The organism is Aquimarina sp. Aq78 (assembly GCF_900299525.1).
Taxonomy (GTDB): Bacteria; Bacteroidota; Bacteroidia; order Flavobacteriales; family Flavobacteriaceae; genus Aquimarina.
In genome coordinates this window covers 1-19,049 of the sequence record NZ_OMKA01000002.1, presented here as the reverse complement: position 1 = coordinate 19,049, position 19,049 = coordinate 1, and the positions used below count along the sequence as shown (strand labels likewise).

The following is a 19,049-nucleotide window of genomic DNA, read 5'->3' as shown; positions in this document are numbered from 1 at the left end:
AATAACGAGCATCTAAAAAACAAAGGAGTATGTTCTTAAAAACATCTTGTTTTACAAAATGGTTGTGCTTTTTTGCACTCCTTTTTCTATTAATGTCGTGTGGCGTTTCTAGATCAATAAAGGATATCCCTGATGTTAGTGCCTATTCTTCTTCAATAGAAGAAAGAATTAAAGTTTCGGACTCTGTTTTTACTATAGGAAATAGCTTTCTTAGTAAAAACAAGCAAGGTTTATGGGAACTTTATGTAGAAGGAGATCCTTTGCAAATCGGTTTACAAACCGGAAGCCTAACACAAGAATTATTTAAAAAACAAGAGCATGCTTTTTTATCAAAGGTTGGAGAATTAGTACCTTCAAAAACAAAACAATATTTATTAAGAAAAGTTGTAGCCTGGTATAATAGGAAAATGTATTTACACATTCCTGCAGAGTATAAAGCAGAAATATACGGACTTTCAAAATATGCATCAAACGATTATAATCATATAGCAGAGAACTATCTAAGAATACTATACCTTCATGGTGCGCATGATATAGGACATGCTTTGCAAGATTTAGCATTAGTAGGGTGCTCTTCATTTGCCGCTTGGGGGGAGAAAACCGTAGACGGTGATTTGATCATTGGTAGGAATTTTGATTTTTATGCTGGTGATGACTTTGCCAAAGATAAAATCATTGCTTTTGTAAGTCCAACAGAAGGTCATAAATTTATGTCTGTAACCTGGGGAGGAATGATTGGTGTAGTTTCGGGAATGAACGAACATGGTCTTACAATAACTATAAATGCAGGGAAATCCAAAATCCCTTTATTAGCAAAAACACCGATTTCAATTTTGGCCCGTGAGATTTTACAATATGCTTCAACAATAGATGAAGCAATAGCAATAGCAAAAAAACGAGAAGTTTTTGTATCTGAATCAATATTTATAGGAAGCGCAAAAGATAAAAAAGCAATTACTATTGAGGTTTCTCCAAAAAATTTTGGCGTTTATGAGGTTCCTAACTCTAATCAATTAATTTGTTCTAATCATTTTCAAAGTGAGGCCTATTCAAATGATCAAAACAATATAAAACATATCGCAGAAAGTCATTCTCAATATCGTTATAAAAGAATGCAGGAGCTATTGCAACAACAACCAAAAGTAACCCCACAAATTGCTGTTGATATTCTAAGAAATAAAGAAGGGTTGAACAACAAACAAATTGGATATGGTAATGAAAAAGCTTTAAATCAATTATTAGCACATCATGGTATTGTTTTTAAACCAGAAGATCGAATGGTTTGGGTATCATCAAGTCCATATCAATTAGGGGAATTTGTTGCCTATAACCTAAATGATATTTTTAATAAAAAACCGACAAAAACAGCATTATCTCAATCTGAATTAAATATTGAAAAAGACTCTTTTCAGTTTACCAAGGCATATAAGGATTATGAAAACTACAGGCAATTAAGTAAGGAGATTCAAATAGCAATTGACAACAAAGAAACATTAGATCCCTCTTTTATCGGAACTTTTCAGAAGACCAATCCAGAGTATTGGGAAGTATATTATTTAATTGGTAAATATTATTACGAAAAACAATATTACACCGCTGCATTACATGCTTTTGAAGAAGCAAGCGACAAAGAAATTACGACAGTTCCCGACAAACGTGAAATCGATTTGTATATTAAAAAATTAAAAAGGAAATTAAAACAATGATTCCTGAAATAGAAAAAGCATCGCTGGCTCAGATCAAAAAAGTACAAGAGCAAGAATTAAAGAAATTAATATCTTATTTAGATACCCATTCTACCTACTATCAAAGTGTTTTTGCAAAGCATAATATTCTTCCTTCGACGATTAATACTCTAGAGGACTTAGTAAAAATACCAGTTACTACCAAAGAGCAATTACAACAGTTTAATGATGATTTTATCTGCGTACCAAAAAGCGAAATCATAGATTATGTTACTACCTCGGGAACCTTGGGAGAACCTGTTACTTTTGCGTTAACAGATAATGATCTAAAAAGGCTAGCCTATAACGAAGCAATTTCTTTTGCCTGTGCTGGTGTGCAAAAGGAAGATGTAATGCAATTAATGACAACTATCGATAGGCGTTTTATGGCAGGACTAGCCTATTTCCTGGGCGCTCGGGAATTAGGAGCAGGAATCATACGTGTAGGAGCTGGAATCCCCGAATTACAATGGGATTCTATTTTAAAATTTAAACCTACCTACCTCATCGTAGTTCCTTCATTTTTATTGAAACTAATTAAATATGCAAAAGAACACGATATTGACCTCAATACTTCTGGGATAAAAGGTGCTATTTGTATAGGAGAATCTCTTAGAAATCAAGATTTTTCGTTAAACACACTGGCAAAAAACATAAAAGATACCTGGAACATCGAATTATACTCTACCTATGCATCTACAGAAATGAATACCGCTTTTACAGAGTGTAGCGAGCAACAAGGCGGGCATCATCATCCAGAGCTTATTATTGCAGAGATTCTAGACGACAACAATAGTCCTGTTTCTCCTGGTGAGGTAGGAGAACTTACCGTTACTACTTTGGGAGTAGAAGCAATGCCTTTATTGCGATTTAAAACAGGAGATATGATCAAGGCACATACTTCAAGTTGTGCATGTGGGCGCAATACAATGCGTTTGGGTCCGGTAGTAGGAAGAAAAAAACAGATGATCAAGTATAAAGGAACAACCTTGTACCCTCCTGCTATGGATAATATTCTCAATGATTTTAATGAGGTAGAGAATTATATCATCGAAATTTTTCATAATGCAATAGGTACAGATGAAATCTTAATCAAAATAGTTACACAAACCCCTACAGAAGATTTACTGCATGATATAAAAGATCATTTTAGAGCAAAGCTTAGAGTATCTCCAAAAATTGAATTTCATGATAAAAAAGACATTCAGAAACTTCAATTTCCTAAACTGAGTAGAAAACCTGTAATTGTTATTGATAAAAGAGAAATAGAATAATCCCTTTTCTGATTTAAGCAGTACTCATATAAAACTTTGCAATCTCTAGATTGATTTTAGTTACCTTCGGTAAACAAAAAGATACTCGTAATGGTAATGGCTACACATACTCTGTATGAAATCATAATTATGTAGTTAAGCGTTGTGTTTTGATTCCTTATAAAAATGACAGATAGGTGACATCTAAATGTCGTTACAAAAACAAGGAGCTCTCCATAGCTTTGTATCAAACAAAAATATAATTATGGAAACCCAATCAATTGCAAAAAACTTAGTGTATCAACGAAAATTAAAAGGGTATACTCAAGAAGAATTATCAGAAAAAACACAAGTTACAATTCGTACCATCCAGCGTATAGAAAAAGGAGATGTAACTCCACATCTTCAAACCGTAAAATTGTTAGCTACTGCATTAGACATTGAGGTGAATGATTTATTGATATTAGAAAATCCAAAGGAGGAAACAATACAGAAAAAATGGCTTATCTTATTACATAGTACTCCGTTTTTAGGTTTTATAATACCACTGGCAAATATACTTTTCCCTTTATTTATTTGGATTCATAAGAGAGAAGATAATGAGCTATACCAACGCCATGGTATAAAAATTATTAATTTTCAAATAACGATGAGCATAGTATACATACTTTCATTAGTAGCTCTTGTAACTGTTGAAAAATGGGGTTTTTTCTTGTTTATATCTATAATCCCATTTAGTATAATTTGTATGTTATTTAATATAGTAAGAGTTGTTAATTCGCAAAAATGCTATTATCCATTATCATTTCCGTTTCTGAGCAGTACTAAAAAAACTATATCCAAAAAAATGATAGTATTACTATTGACAAGCACTATGTGGTTCACAAGTTGCACTCAAGCGAAAGCACAAAATATTGTACGTCTGGATGGAACCAAAATAACTAAAGATTCATTAACAACTAAAATTAATAGACTCATCAAAAATGCAAATGTCCCTGGGATTGCAGTTACTATTTTTAATGATAATAAGGTTACATATCAGAAGACTTTTGGGTATAAAGATTATGATAAAAAATTGACTCTAAATGATTCTACTAATATTTACGGAGGTTCTTTTAGTAAAGCAGTTTTTGGAGTACTGGTAATGAAATTAGTAGAAGATGGCGTTATTGATCTCGACACAGCTTTAGAGTCTTATTTACCTAAAAAAATACACGAGTACAAACCACTTACACGTTGGCATGATGATTTTTCTGCCTTAAAAAACGATAGTCTATATCATAAAATAACGGCTCGTATGTGTTTGACTCACACTACTGGCTTTGCTAATTCCCGATGGATGGAATCGGATTATCAACTGCGTGTAAACCGTGAACCAGGAAGCAGGTATAGTTATTCTGGAGAAGGATTTATTTATCTGCAGGTCGTATTAGAAAAAATACTGGGAAAAAATCTGGAGGAATTAGCGCAGGAGTTAATTTTCAAACCATTAAACATGAGTCACTCCAGTTACCAATGGTCATCATCATTTGAAGATAACTTTGCATACGGTCATACTATCACAAGTGAGCGTTTTAAAAAAGATATAGATAATGAGCCAAGAGGAGGTAGTACATTAGAAACTACGCCAGAAGATTATTCGAAGTTTCTTAAAGCTGTATTACAACAAAAAATTATCACGATAGAATCTTGGAAAGAACTGTTTAAACCACAGTTTAGAATTCGTTCTATCAAACAATTTGGACCACTTGCTTTTAAAGATTCTACACAAAATGATTCCATTGAATTAAGTTATGGGTTAGGTTGGGGCATTTTGAAAACTCCTTATGGTTTTGGAGCATTTAAAGAATGTCATGGCAATGGATTTCAGCATTATTCAATTATATTTCCAGAAGCACAAAAGGGTATTATGATAATGACCAATAGTGATAATGGAGAAAGTATCTTTAAAGAACTATTAGAAGTATCGATTGCAGATACGTATACACCATGGCATTGGGAGAATTATATCCCTTATAACAAAGAGTAAAAAATAAAGAAAGTATTAACGTTATCCCAATTAGGTTTTATAATCTAATAGGATAACGTTTTAATATATCAAATAGAAATTATTTTTCTTTAACAGAAGAAAATCTATTATCATCGGTAGCCAAACGTGACTTTTTTACTTCTATTTTACGTAACATCCAGTCTGGATAATCAGAAGGATCTTCGGCATCATAAATACGAACATCCTGATTTAGATCCACATCTGGCTGAATAAGATCATCTTGTCTACATTTGAGAATTAGTGCAGCCGTCTGAACTCCAGAATAACTTGCTCCTGCCACACCATGAGATGCAATACTAGCACCACAGAGGTATAAATTTTCGATCTCACTTTTTGGTTTATATGCTAAAGGACCAATATGGCGTAAACTTTTTTCGGTACCATATACACAACCATCGGTAGAATTTATATAATACTCATTGGTAATCGGGGTTCCTAATTCTTTTTGTACAATATGATCACTAATCCTGGGGACTACTTTTTCCAGACTATTCACAAACTTTTGAGTCAATTTTTCTTTGAATTGCAGATATTCTGGAGAGCGTTCTTTATCCTCATTCTCAAACCTTTCAAAAGCCTTATAATTAATATAAGTAATTACTTCCATAGTATGATATCGACCATCATAACTTATTGGATCTTTAAGAGTTGTACAACTTATAAAAAGACCAGCAAACTCATCCCCTTCTTCAATATCAATTCTTTGCATTTCTGCAAACTGCTCGTCCATATCTGCATTTTTGGGCATCATCCAAATATTACCAGAATCCAATCCTGCTTTTCGAAGATCCATATCCACTGTCAAAAACAGCATAAGTGATGTACACGAATATTTTGTTTTATTAAGTTTCTTTAATAATTTACGGCTTATATTATCACGACCTACCATATCTAAATAGGTTTTCCCCGGATCTGCGTTAGAGATTACCCTTTTGGCAAGAATTTTCTCTCCGTTTTCGAGTTCGACTCCAATAGCTCGTTTTTTCTTTTCTCCTTCTAATAAAATACGTTTTACACTTTGACCAGTACGTACTTCACTACCATGTTTTTTGATTGCATTAGTCATTGCCTTTACTATAGCTCCGCCACCACCCATGGGATAAAAACCACCATCAAAATAATGATCCATTACTGCACAATGCAGCGGAAAACTTGCCTTACCCGGTGGTAATCCATGATCACCATATTGTATATTGAGTATCGTTTTGAGTAATGGGTTTTTGAGATACCAACCGATCACCTTTTTTAAGCTAAACAATGCATATTTCCCCATGTATTTTGTTCGAAAAGGAATAGTAACATGATCCCAAAAACCTTTTATTTTAGGGATTAACTGTATTTGTCTACTCACTGTACGAACCATAGTGAGGTATTTTTTAATATTCTTCTTTTCTTCAGGAAAACGTTGTGATAATGAGTCACATAATTCATCAAAATTAGCAGGAAAATCAAAACGTTCATCACCAATCCAGCAATGTTCGTATGCTTGTGTATTCATTCTAAAAAAAGCCAGATCATTTGCAATCCCCAGTCCTTCATAAAGCTCGCTTGTAGATTGCCCTTTATCTAATAACCCCACATAATGTACTCCTGGTGTAAAACGATACCCATTTAGATAAAAACTATGACACCATCCACCCGGCACATCATGCTGTTCGAGAACTAATACACGTTGACCACTTCGAGCAAGACAAATAGCAGAAGCAAGTCCTCCTACTCCAGAACCAATAATAATTGTATCTATTTCATTTTCATTCTTCAATTTTAGATCTGATGTTTCTTGAGAGTTGTCTCGCATTGTTTATAATAAAATGAAAGGTTAATTTTTTTAATTGTTTTGTAATGATACAACTATATTTTCAGAAGTGATCAATGAACCTATCCAGAGTACTACTTTTCCTTACAAAATTCACATTTTTACACTCTAATTTTGTTATTTTTTCTATCCTCCATTTATCTACAAAAAATTACCATTCGTCTACACTAAAAATACATTTCAACGAAAGAAATAATAAAATTATCCCTAAAAAGGAGACCTTTAGTGTTGTTAAAGAACAATTTTTAACCTAACTTAAAACACTGAAATAATGAGTTTGACTTTTTTATTAATAGATGATGATGAAATAGAACGGCTAAAATTTGCTAGAGTTTTGGATAAAAATAACTATCCACATAAAATTGTGGAAGCCAAAAATGGTGAAGAAGCTTTAGATATTTTAGCTCAAAAGGAGCAACAACCAGATATTATCTTTCTTGATCTAAATATGCCTAAAATGAATGGTTTAGAATTTTTAAAGGAGCTAAAGTCAAATGCAACATTACAATACATACCGGTGATCATTCTAAGTACATCTAATAATCATCAAGATCTAAAAGAGGCTTACAAAATTGGAGCCGCTGGTTATATTGTTAAACCATTAAAGTATGAAGAATACACGCACAAAATAAAATGTTTAATTGAATACTGGAGTGTTAATGAGCTTTTAAAAGTATAACGGTTATCTTTATTAACTTCAGAAATAATATAGACATGAAATAAATTTCTTTTTAATGTAAATATATTGTCATTATAGGAGTTCTTATCTGTTTTTATACCCCAAAAGAAAACATCGGTTTGAGTTAAATTAATTTAATTCAAAACACTGAGGACTACCCCTATATCGTTTTCTTTTAAAATCACACACAATCATTCGAAACTACGATATAACAGTATTTTTGAGGTATAAAAGCGTCTAACCAAAAAGTTTTTAAAAGAATGAAAGGAATAGTATTTACAGAATTTTTAGAATTAGTCGAAGATAAATTCGGGTTAGCAGTAGTTGACAAAATTATCCAACAGTCTAATCTACCATCGCAAGGAGCATATACTGCTATAGGTACCTATGATTTTTCTGAAATGCTGGGATTGTTAAAGCATCTTAGCGAGCATACAAAACTAAGTATCGATGACCTTCTTCTTACATATGCCGAACATTTTTTTTCTGTCTTAGCCAGTAGCTACCCTGATTTAATCGATAAATACAATGATCCTATAGAAATGCTATCTTCTATCGAAAACCATATTCATGTCGAAGTTCGAAAAATATACCCTGATGCAGAACTACCCACTTTTGAAATACAAGAAAAAACAGCCTCTAAACTGGTTATGATTTATAAATCCAGTAGAGCCATGTACAGCTTTGGGCTTGGACTAATGCGCAAAACTTTTGAGCATTTTGATGCTACCGCAACAATCACTCTAGAAAAACTCACATCAGATGGAACGGAAGTAAAATTTAGTATCGTGAAAACAAATGAGTAATGATGATATAGAAATACTAAAAAGAGCTATACAAAGAGAGAAATTAGCTCGAAAACAAGCAGAAAAAATTCTTGAAGATAAATCTCGAGAACTTTATCTCATTACTCAGGAATTAAAGGATACCAACGAAAAATTAGAAGAACAGGTAGGTACAAAGGAATCCGAATTACAGGGTGTATTCGATAATTTACTTGATGCCTACGTTAGAATGGATATTTTTGGCAATGTCCTGGAGATGAACTATGCCGCTAGAAATTTATTTGGATATGATATCGCCGAAGAAAAACTAAATGTCGTAAAACTTATTTATAAAGAAGATTATAAATATGCCATGACCTCTTTTCAGGAATTGGTTACCAAAGGTTCTTTTTCTGATTACCAGGCCCGGGTATATACAAAAGAAAATGGAATACGTACCGTTCATATTAATGCCAGTCTTATTTTTGATAAAAACAAGACTCCTATCGGGGCACAGGGTATTGTAACCGATATTACCGAAGAACTTAAGCAGAAACAAATATTCGAAGAACAGAAAAAACAATTATCTGTTATTGTCGAAAACTCGTCTTTAGGAATTGTACTTGCTCAATTTGGTACAATAGTTCAAACCAATAAGGCATTTCAAAACCTATTAGGCTATACCGCAGAAGAACTCCTGAAAAAAGAAGTTAAAGATATTTCTATGAAAGATGAATATGAGGCTGTAGCAGAAAATTTAGAAAAGATGAATACAGGAATCATCGATAGCTTTTCTGTAAACAAAAGATATGTAAAACACAATGGCTCTTCATTTTGGGCCAAAACCAATATTGCAGCAGTACGAGATCATGATGGAAACATTAAATACCAGGTTGCATTTATTGAAGATATAACAGAACAATTAAAGGTAGAAAAACAAAGGGATCAATTAGTAAAAAACCTGGAGAAAACAAATCAGGAACTTAAAGATTATGCGCATATCGTTTCTCATGACCTAAAATCACCTTTGAGAAGTATTAATGCTCTTGTAAACTGGATTAAGGAAGATCATGTTGATACACTGGATAAAACCGGGGTACACCATTTTACTATGATCGAAAATACACTGGAAAAAATGGAAACTCTCATCAATAATATCCTTAGTTATTCTAGTGTAAGTAATAAAGAAAATCTACAAACCAAAGAAATAGATCTTAATATACTTATAGATGATATAAAAAACATCATTCTGATTCCTGATCATATGCAAATTTCTATTAAAAATAAACTACCTGTAATCAATGGTGATATTACCAGAATTCAACAGCTTTTTCAGAACCTAATTGGTAATGCGGTAATTTATACAGATAAAGAAATAGGAAAAATAGATATCGATTATGAAGATAAAAAGACCCATTACCTCTTTAAAATTATAGATAATGGTATCGGCATAAAAAAAGAACATCATGACAAAATATTTAAGATGTTTCAATCTGTGGGAGACAATGAAAATTCTTCGGGAATAGGGCTCGCCATTGTTAAAAAAATAATAGACCTGTATGAAGGTGATATATGGCTAGAAAGTGAATTAGGTATGGGTACAACTTTTTATTTCACACTAAAAAAATAGGACATATGAGATTTGAACAATTTGAAAAGAGAAAAAATCAAGAATGGACTGCTGTTGTAACAACAGAAAAAAAACTAAAAAACCCTTTAGTGTTGGTTTTCGGAAATCGATATGAACTAGAAGACCCCGAAGTTTATAATGACGTAAAAAAACTATTCCCAGATGGAGAAATTGTTATCGGCTCTACTGCCGGTGAAATTATTGGGAGTAAAGTTCTTGATGATTCGATAGCACTAACTGCCATAGAATTTGAAAAAAGTACCTATGTTATATTTCGCGAAAATAGTATCGACAATAATAAGGATGCAGTACAACTAGGAAATAAACTGATTCAAAAAGTACCAAAAGAAGGTTTAAAACATGTTTTCATTATTTCTGAAGGAAGTTTTGTAAACGGTTCGGCGTTAATTGAAGGCCTCGAAACAATGATCGATGATGTTGCTATAACGGGTGGACTCTGTGGGGATGATTCGAGATTTGAAAAAACAATATCGGGTTATAATGAAAACCCTAAAGAAGGAGAAGTTATATTAATTGCCTTTTATGGTGAATCTTTAGAGATTAGTTATGCCCAATATGGAGGATGGACTGCTTTTGGACCAGAACGAATAATTACAAAATCTGATCATAATGTACTGTATGAATTAGATAACCAACCTGCCCTGGATTTATACAAAAAATATTTGGGAGATAAAGCTGCAGAACTTCCTCAATCTGCATTATTATATCCACTTAGTGTTAAATCCAAAGATAAAGAAGAACCTATTGTAAGAACAATTCTATCCATCGATGAGAAAACCAATACGATGACACTGGCAGGAGATGTACCAGAAGGAGCCGTCGTTCAATTAATGATGGGACATATTGATAATATTGTAGATGGAGCATTGCAAGCAGCAGAAATAGGAATGAGAGACAGAAAGCATAAACCCGAACTAGCATTATTGGTTAGCTGTATCGGTAGAAAATTAGTCATGGATCAACGTGTTGAAGAAGAGGTAGAAGAAGTTATAGACTCTATTGGTGCTCAAGCTACCGTAGCTGGATTTTATTCATATGGCGAACTATCCCCTTTTGAAGGAAAAAATTCAAACTGCGAGCTACATAATCAAACAATGACTTTAACTTTATTTAGTGAATAGTATGCACTCATTATTGACCAGACAAATCAAAAAACATTTGAATACTGAGCATAAAGAATCTCAGTATTCAGAAAAATTTCTAAGTGCTATTGATAGATCCTATCACAATTTTGAAGATCAACTAGCTATGTTACAAAGAGCAATGTCTATAAGTTCTAAAGAATTGTTTGATGCCAACCAAAAGCTTCAGCAAGAAGCAGAACAGCAAAAAAAAGTGATTGCCAGTTTAACTGATGCCACTAGAATTCTTCAATCCATAACTTTCAAAAATATGAAAGGAGGAAAAAATGGGGATGAACTCTCAGGAATTGAACTTGCGGTAATGATCGAAGAGCAAGCTTTTCAAATTTCTGAAATAGAAAAACAAAGAGAATTGCTACTCAAAGATTTAGAAAAAAGTAATACAGAGCTTAACGATTATGCCCATGTAGTATCTCACGATTTAAAATCTCCATTACGAAGTATTAATACGCTTATTAACTGGATAAAAGAAGATACCCAGGGAGGACTTGAAGCACCAATACTAAAAAATCTGAATTTAATTGATCAGAATATTGAAAAAATGGATAATCTAATCAGTGGGATTTTAGAATATTCTATAATTAGTGATAAAACAAGAAATCTCGAATCTGATATTGATTTAAATACTCTAATCGAAGATATTACACATGTAATACATCCTCCTGATCATATAAAAATTAGCATACACAATCAACTTCCTGTTATATATGCAGACGTATCAAGAATTAAACAAATATTTCAGAATTTAATTAATAACGCTGTACAAGCAATAGATAAAGATAAAGGAGAGGTTATCGTGATCTATGAAGAAATCCCCCATTTCTGGAAGTTCGGGATTAAAGATAATGGAAAAGGAATTTCTGAAAAATATCACAACAAGATATTTCAGATATTTCAAACTCTTGATGACAAAAAAAAATCAACAGGTATTGGGTTATCGATCGTAAAAAAAATAGTAGAATTTTATAATGGTAAAATCTGGATCGAGTCTGAAGAGGGACAAGGAACTACTTTCTATTTTACATTAAAAAAATAACATATGAACGAAACTCCAAATCTCATATATATTAAAGAACTGGCTGCTGGTTCTGAGTCTTTTGAACAAAAACTAATTGGTATTATACAGCGAGAATTTCCTGATGAAAAAAATGAATTTCTTAAAAATTATACCTCAAAAGCATATACTAAAGCAGCAGAAAATGTTCATAAACTAAAACATAAAATCGGAATGTTTGGCTTTGAAGAAGGGTATCAAACTGCCATAGACTTTGAAGAAGAGCTAAAAAGCAGTAACACTTCGTTATATTCAAAATTTATATTAATTTTAGAATCCATAGAGCATTTTCTAAAAACGCTTTAAAAATCCTTTAAAAACCAACTTATTATGAATTGCATAATTATAGATGATGAAGAAACCGCAAGAATGATTATTCAACAACTTTGTTCACAGGTTGATGAACTAAATGTTATTGAAGATTTTCCGAATGCAATTCAGGCTATTAAATTCTTAAATAAAGAAGAAGTAGATCTTATATTTCTGGATATTCATATGCCAGACTTTACAGGTTTTGATTTTATCGACACCTTAAAGAATCCGCCTAAGATTATTTTAACAACTTCTGACAAGAATTTTGCTTTAGAAGCTTTTGAGTATGAGTGTATTGTAGATTATCTGGTGAAACCAGTAACCTTACCTAGATTTCTTAAAGCAATACAAAAGGCAGAAAGTGCAACAACAGTTGCTGCAACAGAAAGTGCAACCGAGACAACAGCAGAATCCTCCCTAAACACTTCTTCTTCTGAAGAAAATGAGCTTTATATTAATATCGACAGAAGGTTAATCAAGATCAATATCCCAACTATTAATTTGATTGAAGCCAAAGGAGATTATGTGCTAATTAAAACCGAAAAGCAAAATTACACAGTTCATTCTACATTAAAAAAGGTTGAAGAAAAACTACCAACCGATCTTTTCCTAAAAGTACATCGATCTTATATCATTAATATCAAAAAAATTATTGATATAGAAGACAACAGTGTACTTATTGCAAAAGATGTTATCCCTGTAAGTCGTTCTAATCGCCCAGAATTAATGAAGCGTCTTAATATGCTTTAAACTAAATTAGCAACATCTCATTGATTTGTCACACTGAGCCTGTCGAAGTGCTTTCAAATTTGTATTTTCAAATGTCTTCGACAGGCTCAGACTGACAAGAAGTTTTAAATCCTATCCTTAGACATTGACAATCCAGTTTAAAAATTCACCTCTTCTCTAAACCCATTCATCTACAGCAAATTACCACTGATCGAATACTACCAATACAAAGAGTTGATATAGATTAATTTTAGTCATCAGAAACCTAAATCTATATCAAAATGAAAAAAATAACTACCCTCATATTTATATTAGTAGCTTTATCTGGATATGCTCAACAACCTTTTGATTGTGATGAAGGTAATTTCTATCAGGTGATCTCTGGATCTTTAAAAGCATATGATCCAATTACCGGTTCATATTCTGATGCACTACACACCTACTCTACCACCTATAATGCAGGAGGATATAATCCCGAAGATAATTATCTATATGCCATTAAGAAAGGTGACAATCATCTCCTTAGAATTGCCAAGGATATGGTGATTGATCTTGGTGCTGTAACCCCTGCCGGAACTACAGTTTTTGGTGGTGGATATGCAGCAGATGTAGATGCAGACGGAAATCTTTGGGTTTTCCAAAACAACAATAAGAGAACATTTCATAAAATAACAAATTTAAAAGACTATGACGGATCTTCTTCTCCCGTTTTCGAGGTTGTAGAAGCAGATCAGGCTTCGCCTAGTACTTGTGCAGATATTGCCTATATAAATGGTTCCTTTTATGGAGGAAGCAGAGGAAAACTATACAAATGGGATCTGTCATCAGGAACCCCTGTATTTTCTCAAAAAACAGTAACCAATCTACCTACAGGTACTTTTGGAGCTGCTTATGCCGATGCTAATAACAGATTGTATTTATCTGTTAATAACGGAGGGTTATACTTAATCAATGATTACGAAAGTAATACCCCAACAGCCACACTCCTTAATCTTACCGAGACCACAAACTCTAATGATGGATTTAAATGTGCCAATGGCATTTCTCCTCTGGATAAAGATCAAGATGGTGCTTTAGATTCTATGGATATCGATAGTGATGGTGATGGTATAACAAATATTACAGAATGTAACGGTATGAATCCTTATGGAGATGATGATGGTGATGATTTATACAACTATCTGGATAATGATATCAGTGGTAACGGAGACAATGTAGTACAAGACGCTTTTGATAGAGACAGCGATGGTAATCCCGATTTTCTGGATATCGATTCTGATAACGATGGTATCTATGATATCGTAGAAGCAGGACAAGGTGATAAAGACACGAATAACGACGGGGTCTACAATGGATCAGATAGCAACTTTTTGGATACCGATCTTGATGGATTAGCAGATGCATTTGATCCTGATCAAGGCAATGCTGTTATTCTTATAGATACTGATAATGATAACATTTATGACTGCTATGATATCGATTCTGATAATGATGGAATTGTAGATATCATAGAAGGACAAAATAGTGGTAACTACCAGGGGTTATCAAACATTGATAACGATAATGATGGTATGGATGATGCCTTTGATTCTGATTATGCTGGAACCATTAATGGATTAGTAGATACAGACAATGATGGAATTTATGATCACCTGGATACTGATTCTGACAATAATGGCGTATCTGATAGTACAGAAGCATATGATAGTGATGGTGACGGAATTGCAGAAACTACACTATCTGGAGTTGATAACGATAATGACGGATTAGATGATAGTTTTGATTTAAGAAAAAGTAGTTTTGCTCCCGAAAACGGAGGGCAAACCCCGGCAAGTTTTCCTATCCCAGAAATCTGTGACCGATATAATTATTTAGGTGATTTTTCTTCTAATGGAAAGCCTTTATATTTAGACGGGCAGGATGTAGTGAGCCAGGAAACTATCGATTTGGTAAATAATGCACTACCAGAAGGATATCCGGTACCCGATTTTAACCCTCACTATATTTCTTCGGGTTATGATACAGATATTGAAGTACAGGAACAAGCCGATATATGGGTTACTTTTATAGGAGAAGGAGCTGGATATAAAAATACACTGGGATTCTATACCTATGACATTAACAACCCATCACCTTCAATACCAGCGCCAGAAGACATTACGATCATTTTTCCTAATGTATCGGCTGTAGGAAGCGGTGGCGAATTAGAAGTAGGTGATAAAGTAAAAATAGGAACTTTTCCTCCTAATACAGGAATAGGATGGGTATTGCTAGCCAATGCATGGTCAGACGGTTGTGTAGGAACAGGACACTGGCAACTACACTCTAATCCGGATTATAATCCAGAAACAGACCCTACCCTACGATATCACAATGTATTATTATCTGATCCCGATAACGAAAGAATTATATTAGGCTTCGAAGATATAAGAAGAGATTATGCTTCTTGTGACCAGGATTTTAACGATGCGTTATTCTATATCACAGCAAGTCCTTATACAGCGATCTCTACAGATAATTGTGTAGATATCGATACTGCAACCGATGTTACTTCTGCCAATAATGGAGGATTAGAAAGTAACGGTGACTTAGCCAGCTTAATCGCCAAACGTAACTTTAGCAGAACAAAAACGAATAGTGTTTTTAATACCAAAAAGAGTCAAAAAAGATTTCAGCCTAGTACGAAATCATACAAATCTGCAAACAATGAAGATTTAAGTATCTATTTCCCTAACACAGGAATATTCGGTACCGAGTCTACTTATGTATCCAGCCCAGAAGATTTATTGGGGATCACTAATGCAGAAGCTGTATTCTCTGTAGATTACTATAAAGGAAATGAAAGAGTAGCAGCAGCACTGGCAACGTCGACCAAAGGTTCTATTTATGATCATTCAAAAACAATATGTGATCGATTAAACGGCTCTAAATTATTAGATGTACGAACGGTAACTATCAAAAATCATACACTTGTAAGTACCAGAATAGAAAGAGCTACAGGTCAAATTGAATATGCACTAACCTTTTCGGTTAAGAAAGGTGAATCTGAAAACGAAATCTATAGCTTATGGAATATCGGTAACTACCCAGATGGAGATTATTTAAATTTCCAGGTATGGGGAGGATCGGTACCACAAGTAGCCAATATTGCCAATCATATCTTAGATGCATTTACAACCGATAAACCTATGCGTAGTCATAAAGTGAGCCATAGAGTACCTACCGTATTTGTAGAAAAAGGATCATATGCAGATGGAAAACTAACTCTTAATATCATCAATAAATTAGGCGCTCACCATATGACATTTAATGGTAATATTAGAACGACCGAACAATCAAAAGAACACAATATGATCGAAACCGTAGCATTATCAGGAGCATACCATGAGCAAATCACAATAGAAACAGGGTATTTATTTGATATCGGGTTCTCGATCAAAGGAGAAAACTCTGCCCAATTAGATGCATTATATCTGGCAGATGGCCCCTGGGGTATTGATTACCAGGAACAAGGCGTAGTGATCGAGAATTTTGAAGTCACGACACATGATGTAGCAGCACAGAAAAGTGAATATACTATAGAACGTAATGCACTGGTATATGGCGAAGTAAAAGAAACGCTAAATCTTTTTAGAAATATCCTGGCAGGTGAACTTACACTAGCTGTATCTGACTACGATGCTGTGCAGTTCGAAATGTATAACGATAGAGATATCGAGGTGATATTAGTAACCGAAGGCCTTACAAACTGGAGTAACAGACTTAGATATAGAATTGCTGCCACAGATAAAAAGACAACTCATACCCTTTCGTTTGCTGATTTTACAAATGGAAATAAAGAAAATGAAGCCTTCAAAAAAGTAAGAAGCATTGTATTTTCTGTACAGGGAGATTATCAAAACTTTACTCCATTTCATTTAGAAGTATCGGATCTGGCATTCACCAGTACGGTAACAATAGATCCAGAACTAGATCCAGAAACACCAACTGTGGCAACAGAAGATGAGGAAGAAGATAATGATGATCAAATCGCACAAGTAGAAACCGATGAGCAAATGGTAGTGACTACACTTTCTAATTATCCTAATCCTTTTAGAAATAAAACTACGATTAGAGTACCGGGCATACACAAGACCATAGAAATGGTTGTTATCGATATGATAGGAAGAACAGTACGACAAGAACGTATGGCTTTACATAATAACAGTATAACTTTTGAAACCAAAAGCCTTATCCCCGGTGTATACTATTACATCTTAAGAAGTGATAACAAACAAAAATATAAAGGCAGTTTTTTAATCCGATAATAAAGTATACCATTTAGCACTTAAGTTTACACTAAATGGTATTAGGTTAAGTTCAGGATTTGGGTAATAGCGAGGATGATGTCATGGTTGTCCTCGCTATTTTTTTTAACCCAAATGATCAATATTGTTATGTTAATAAAAAACACGATCTCTATGTTAGACTGACAATACAAAAACGTAACGTAACAACATTGCCCGAATTACGTATTAGGACTTCCTGATAAGGTTTAAAAAAACAGTAAATCATTAAAAAAACATCCAGCTACAGTAAGAAAATATACACTCCTACTCAACAAATACCTTTCTACATTCAAAAAACATTTTCTTTCATTAAAAAAAATGATCATCTACATCAAAAAAATGTACCCTTACATTCTACAAATAAGCATCTGCATTAAAAAAATGTATACTTCAATTTAATAAATAGCATTTTACATATAGAAAATAACTTGCTATGCTGTCTAAAAAAATAAGGGAGAGGAGTAACAAAACAACAACTAGGTAAATATACTAAGAGCATATGCTTAAATACAGTATAGCATACAAATTAGTATACACTTAAAACCCAATTTTTATGGATCAAAGACAGATCAATCGATTAGAAATGTACCAGGCCGTACAAACGTTTATGGACACCAATACCAATATATGGAATAGCGTACCGATATTAGTAACTTTTAAAAATGAGTTAGATGAGTTATTGATACAAATCAATGAAAACAAAGATACTCAGGAGGCCTCTAGAGTATATCTAAGTAGTAACAAAACTATTCAAAAACGGTTTGTATCAGAAAAAGGAGACATTCTTAATGACGCACTAGAAGCTTATGCAGCTGTAGAAGGTAATGCAGTATTAGAACAAAAAGCGGCAAAAAGTTTTACTGACCTATATAGTCTTCGCAATCAGGATTTTGTAACTGTAGTTACAGAGACCATCTCATTATTAGATCAAAACATAACGCCTCTGGGCGATTATGGAGTAACCCAGGATCAAATCACAGATCTAAAAAATAGTTTTGATAGTTTTTTGGTACTTAACGGTGAGCCCAGACAATATCGTATTGCTCAAAAACAAGCAACAGCTACATTGTCTGATCTTTTTGATCAAACCTCTGCCTTGCTTAATAACAAAATTGATAAAGTGATGAAACAGTTTAAACGTACCCATACTACTTTTTATAATGGATATCTGGCGGCACGCGTGATTGTTGGCAATTAGCCTGTCAAATGCAAATTAGTAATATTAATTCTAAAATAGAGCAGATTGATCTCTGCTCTATTTTTTGGTATGGATTCTACCCTCGCTATGCTGGTGTTTACCTCTCCTCAAAATCAGATTTTTATTTTTTTCTAAAAAAACTTTCATTTTTTTTCTCAGTCCCGAAAAACGAAACTGGGATGCCGTAATATTGCTACTGGAATACAATAAAAACAAAATCAGTCGCTAATTACTTTTATATGAAAAAACTAACGTTTTATTTGATGTTGTTGCTTTCTATCCCTTTGATTGCTCAAAGAGAAAGCGGTTATCAAAACAATTTAAACTATGCTCCTTCTACACCAGAAGT

Annotated in this window: 14 protein-coding genes; 13 read left to right on the top strand and 1 reads right to left on the bottom strand. The window is 33.4% G+C overall.

What is annotated here, in order from left to right; translation table 11 throughout:
* Positions 1 to 29: 29 nt before the first annotated feature.
* From DG435_RS04515 to DG435_RS04505, 3 genes are all read left to right on the top strand, one after another.
* Positions 30 to 1,706, top strand: a complete 1,677-nt coding sequence (locus tag DG435_RS04515) for a C45 family peptidase (RefSeq protein ID WP_106792068.1) — start codon at positions 30 to 32, stop codon at positions 1,704 to 1,706.
* Positions 1,703 to 2,998, top strand: coding sequence for a phenylacetate--CoA ligase family protein (locus DG435_RS04510; protein WP_106792069.1), 1,296 nt, complete (start codon positions 1,703 to 1,705; stop codon positions 2,996 to 2,998). Before DG435_RS04515 ends, DG435_RS04510 begins: the two co-directional genes overlap by 4 nt.
* A gap of 244 nt (positions 2,999 to 3,242) precedes the next feature.
* The gene (locus DG435_RS04505) at positions 3,243 to 5,006 is read left to right on the top strand and encodes a serine hydrolase (RefSeq protein ID WP_106792090.1); all 1,764 of its coding nucleotides are present in this window, start codon (positions 3,243 to 3,245) and stop codon (positions 5,004 to 5,006) included.
* Between the two features lie 79 nt (positions 5,007 to 5,085).
* Here DG435_RS04505 and DG435_RS04500 read toward each other — a convergent pair whose 3' ends face one another.
* Positions 5,086 to 6,825, bottom strand: a complete 1,740-nt coding sequence (locus DG435_RS04500) for an NAD(P)/FAD-dependent oxidoreductase (protein ID WP_106792070.1) — start codon at positions 6,823 to 6,825, stop codon at positions 5,086 to 5,088.
* A gap of 289 nt (positions 6,826 to 7,114) precedes the next feature.
* On the opposite strand from DG435_RS04500, the gene DG435_RS04495 reads away from it, so the two are divergent.
* The 10 genes from DG435_RS04495 to DG435_RS04450 all read left to right on the top strand — a co-directional run bounded on the left by DG435_RS04495 (position 7,115) and on the right by DG435_RS04450 (position 18,700).
* The gene (locus DG435_RS04495) at positions 7,115 to 7,522 is read left to right on the top strand and encodes a response regulator (RefSeq protein ID WP_106792071.1); all 408 of its coding nucleotides are present in this window, start codon (positions 7,115 to 7,117) and stop codon (positions 7,520 to 7,522) included.
* A 260-nt stretch (positions 7,523 to 7,782) separates the two neighbouring features.
* Positions 7,783 to 8,328 carry a heme NO-binding domain-containing protein gene (locus DG435_RS04490; RefSeq protein ID WP_106792072.1) on the top strand — a complete coding sequence of 182 codons (546 nt, stop codon included), beginning with the start codon at positions 7,783 to 7,785 and terminating at the stop codon, positions 8,326 to 8,328.
* A complete protein-coding gene (locus DG435_RS04485; protein WP_106792073.1) occupies positions 8,321 to 9,916 on the top strand; it encodes a PAS domain S-box protein in 1,596 nt (531 codons plus the stop codon). Before DG435_RS04490 ends, DG435_RS04485 begins: the two co-directional genes overlap by 8 nt.
* 5 nt (positions 9,917 to 9,921) lie before the next feature.
* Entirely contained in the window at positions 9,922 to 11,058 is a 1,137-nt protein-coding gene (locus DG435_RS04480) for an FIST signal transduction protein (protein WP_106792074.1), read from the top strand.
* Positions 11,059 to 11,095: 37 nt separating this feature from the next.
* Positions 11,096 to 12,115, top strand: coding sequence for an ATP-binding protein (locus DG435_RS04475; protein WP_234387071.1), 1,020 nt, complete (start codon positions 11,096 to 11,098; stop codon positions 12,113 to 12,115).
* Between the two features lie 3 nt (positions 12,116 to 12,118).
* Positions 12,119 to 12,439 carry an Hpt domain-containing protein gene (locus DG435_RS04470; protein ID WP_106792076.1) on the top strand — a complete coding sequence of 107 codons (321 nt, stop codon included), beginning with the start codon at positions 12,119 to 12,121 and terminating at the stop codon, positions 12,437 to 12,439.
* A 24-nt stretch (positions 12,440 to 12,463) separates the two neighbouring features.
* The gene (locus DG435_RS04465) at positions 12,464 to 13,195 is read left to right on the top strand and encodes a LytTR family DNA-binding domain-containing protein (protein ID WP_106792077.1); all 732 of its coding nucleotides are present in this window, start codon (positions 12,464 to 12,466) and stop codon (positions 13,193 to 13,195) included.
* A gap of 260 nt (positions 13,196 to 13,455) precedes the next feature.
* Entirely contained in the window at positions 13,456 to 17,481 is a 4,026-nt protein-coding gene (locus DG435_RS04460) for a DUF4114 domain-containing protein (protein WP_106792078.1), read from the top strand.
* An 83-nt stretch (positions 17,482 to 17,564) separates the two neighbouring features.
* Positions 17,565 to 17,702: an alpha amylase N-terminal ig-like domain-containing protein gene (locus tag DG435_RS26065; RefSeq protein WP_108840561.1), complete on the top strand. Its 138-nt coding sequence runs from the start codon at positions 17,565 to 17,567 to the stop codon at positions 17,700 to 17,702.
* 353 nt (positions 17,703 to 18,055) lie between these two features.
* The gene (locus DG435_RS04450; protein ID WP_106792080.1) at positions 18,056 to 18,700 is read left to right on the top strand and encodes a hypothetical protein; all 645 of its coding nucleotides are present in this window, start codon (positions 18,056 to 18,058) and stop codon (positions 18,698 to 18,700) included.
* Positions 18,701 to 19,049: the final 349 nt, after the last annotated feature.

Coding starts and splice junctions, on each gene's coding strand:
- DG435_RS04515 (WP_106792068.1), top strand. CDS start 30: ATGTTCTTAAAAACATCTTGTTTTACAAAATGGTTGTGCTTTTTTGCA.
- DG435_RS04510 (WP_106792069.1), top strand. CDS start 1,703: ATGATTCCTGAAATAGAAAAAGCATCGCTGGCTCAGATCAAAAAAGTA.
- DG435_RS04505 (WP_106792090.1), top strand. CDS start 3,243: ATGGAAACCCAATCAATTGCAAAAAACTTAGTGTATCAACGAAAATTA.
- DG435_RS04500 (WP_106792070.1), bottom strand. CDS start 6,825: ATGCGAGACAACTCTCAAGAAACATCAGATCTAAAATTGAAGAATGAA.
- DG435_RS04495 (WP_106792071.1), top strand. CDS start 7,115: ATGAGTTTGACTTTTTTATTAATAGATGATGATGAAATAGAACGGCTA.
- DG435_RS04490 (WP_106792072.1), top strand. CDS start 7,783: ATGAAAGGAATAGTATTTACAGAATTTTTAGAATTAGTCGAAGATAAA.
- DG435_RS04485 (WP_106792073.1), top strand. CDS start 8,321: ATGAGTAATGATGATATAGAAATACTAAAAAGAGCTATACAAAGAGAG.
- DG435_RS04480 (WP_106792074.1), top strand. CDS start 9,922: ATGAGATTTGAACAATTTGAAAAGAGAAAAAATCAAGAATGGACTGCT.
- DG435_RS04470 (WP_106792076.1), top strand. CDS start 12,119: ATGAACGAAACTCCAAATCTCATATATATTAAAGAACTGGCTGCTGGT.
- DG435_RS04465 (WP_106792077.1), top strand. CDS start 12,464: ATGAATTGCATAATTATAGATGATGAAGAAACCGCAAGAATGATTATT.
- DG435_RS04460 (WP_106792078.1), top strand. CDS start 13,456: ATGAAAAAAATAACTACCCTCATATTTATATTAGTAGCTTTATCTGGA.
- DG435_RS26065 (WP_108840561.1), top strand. CDS start 17,565: ATGGTTGTCCTCGCTATTTTTTTTAACCCAAATGATCAATATTGTTAT.
- DG435_RS04450 (WP_106792080.1), top strand. CDS start 18,056: ATGGATCAAAGACAGATCAATCGATTAGAAATGTACCAGGCCGTACAA.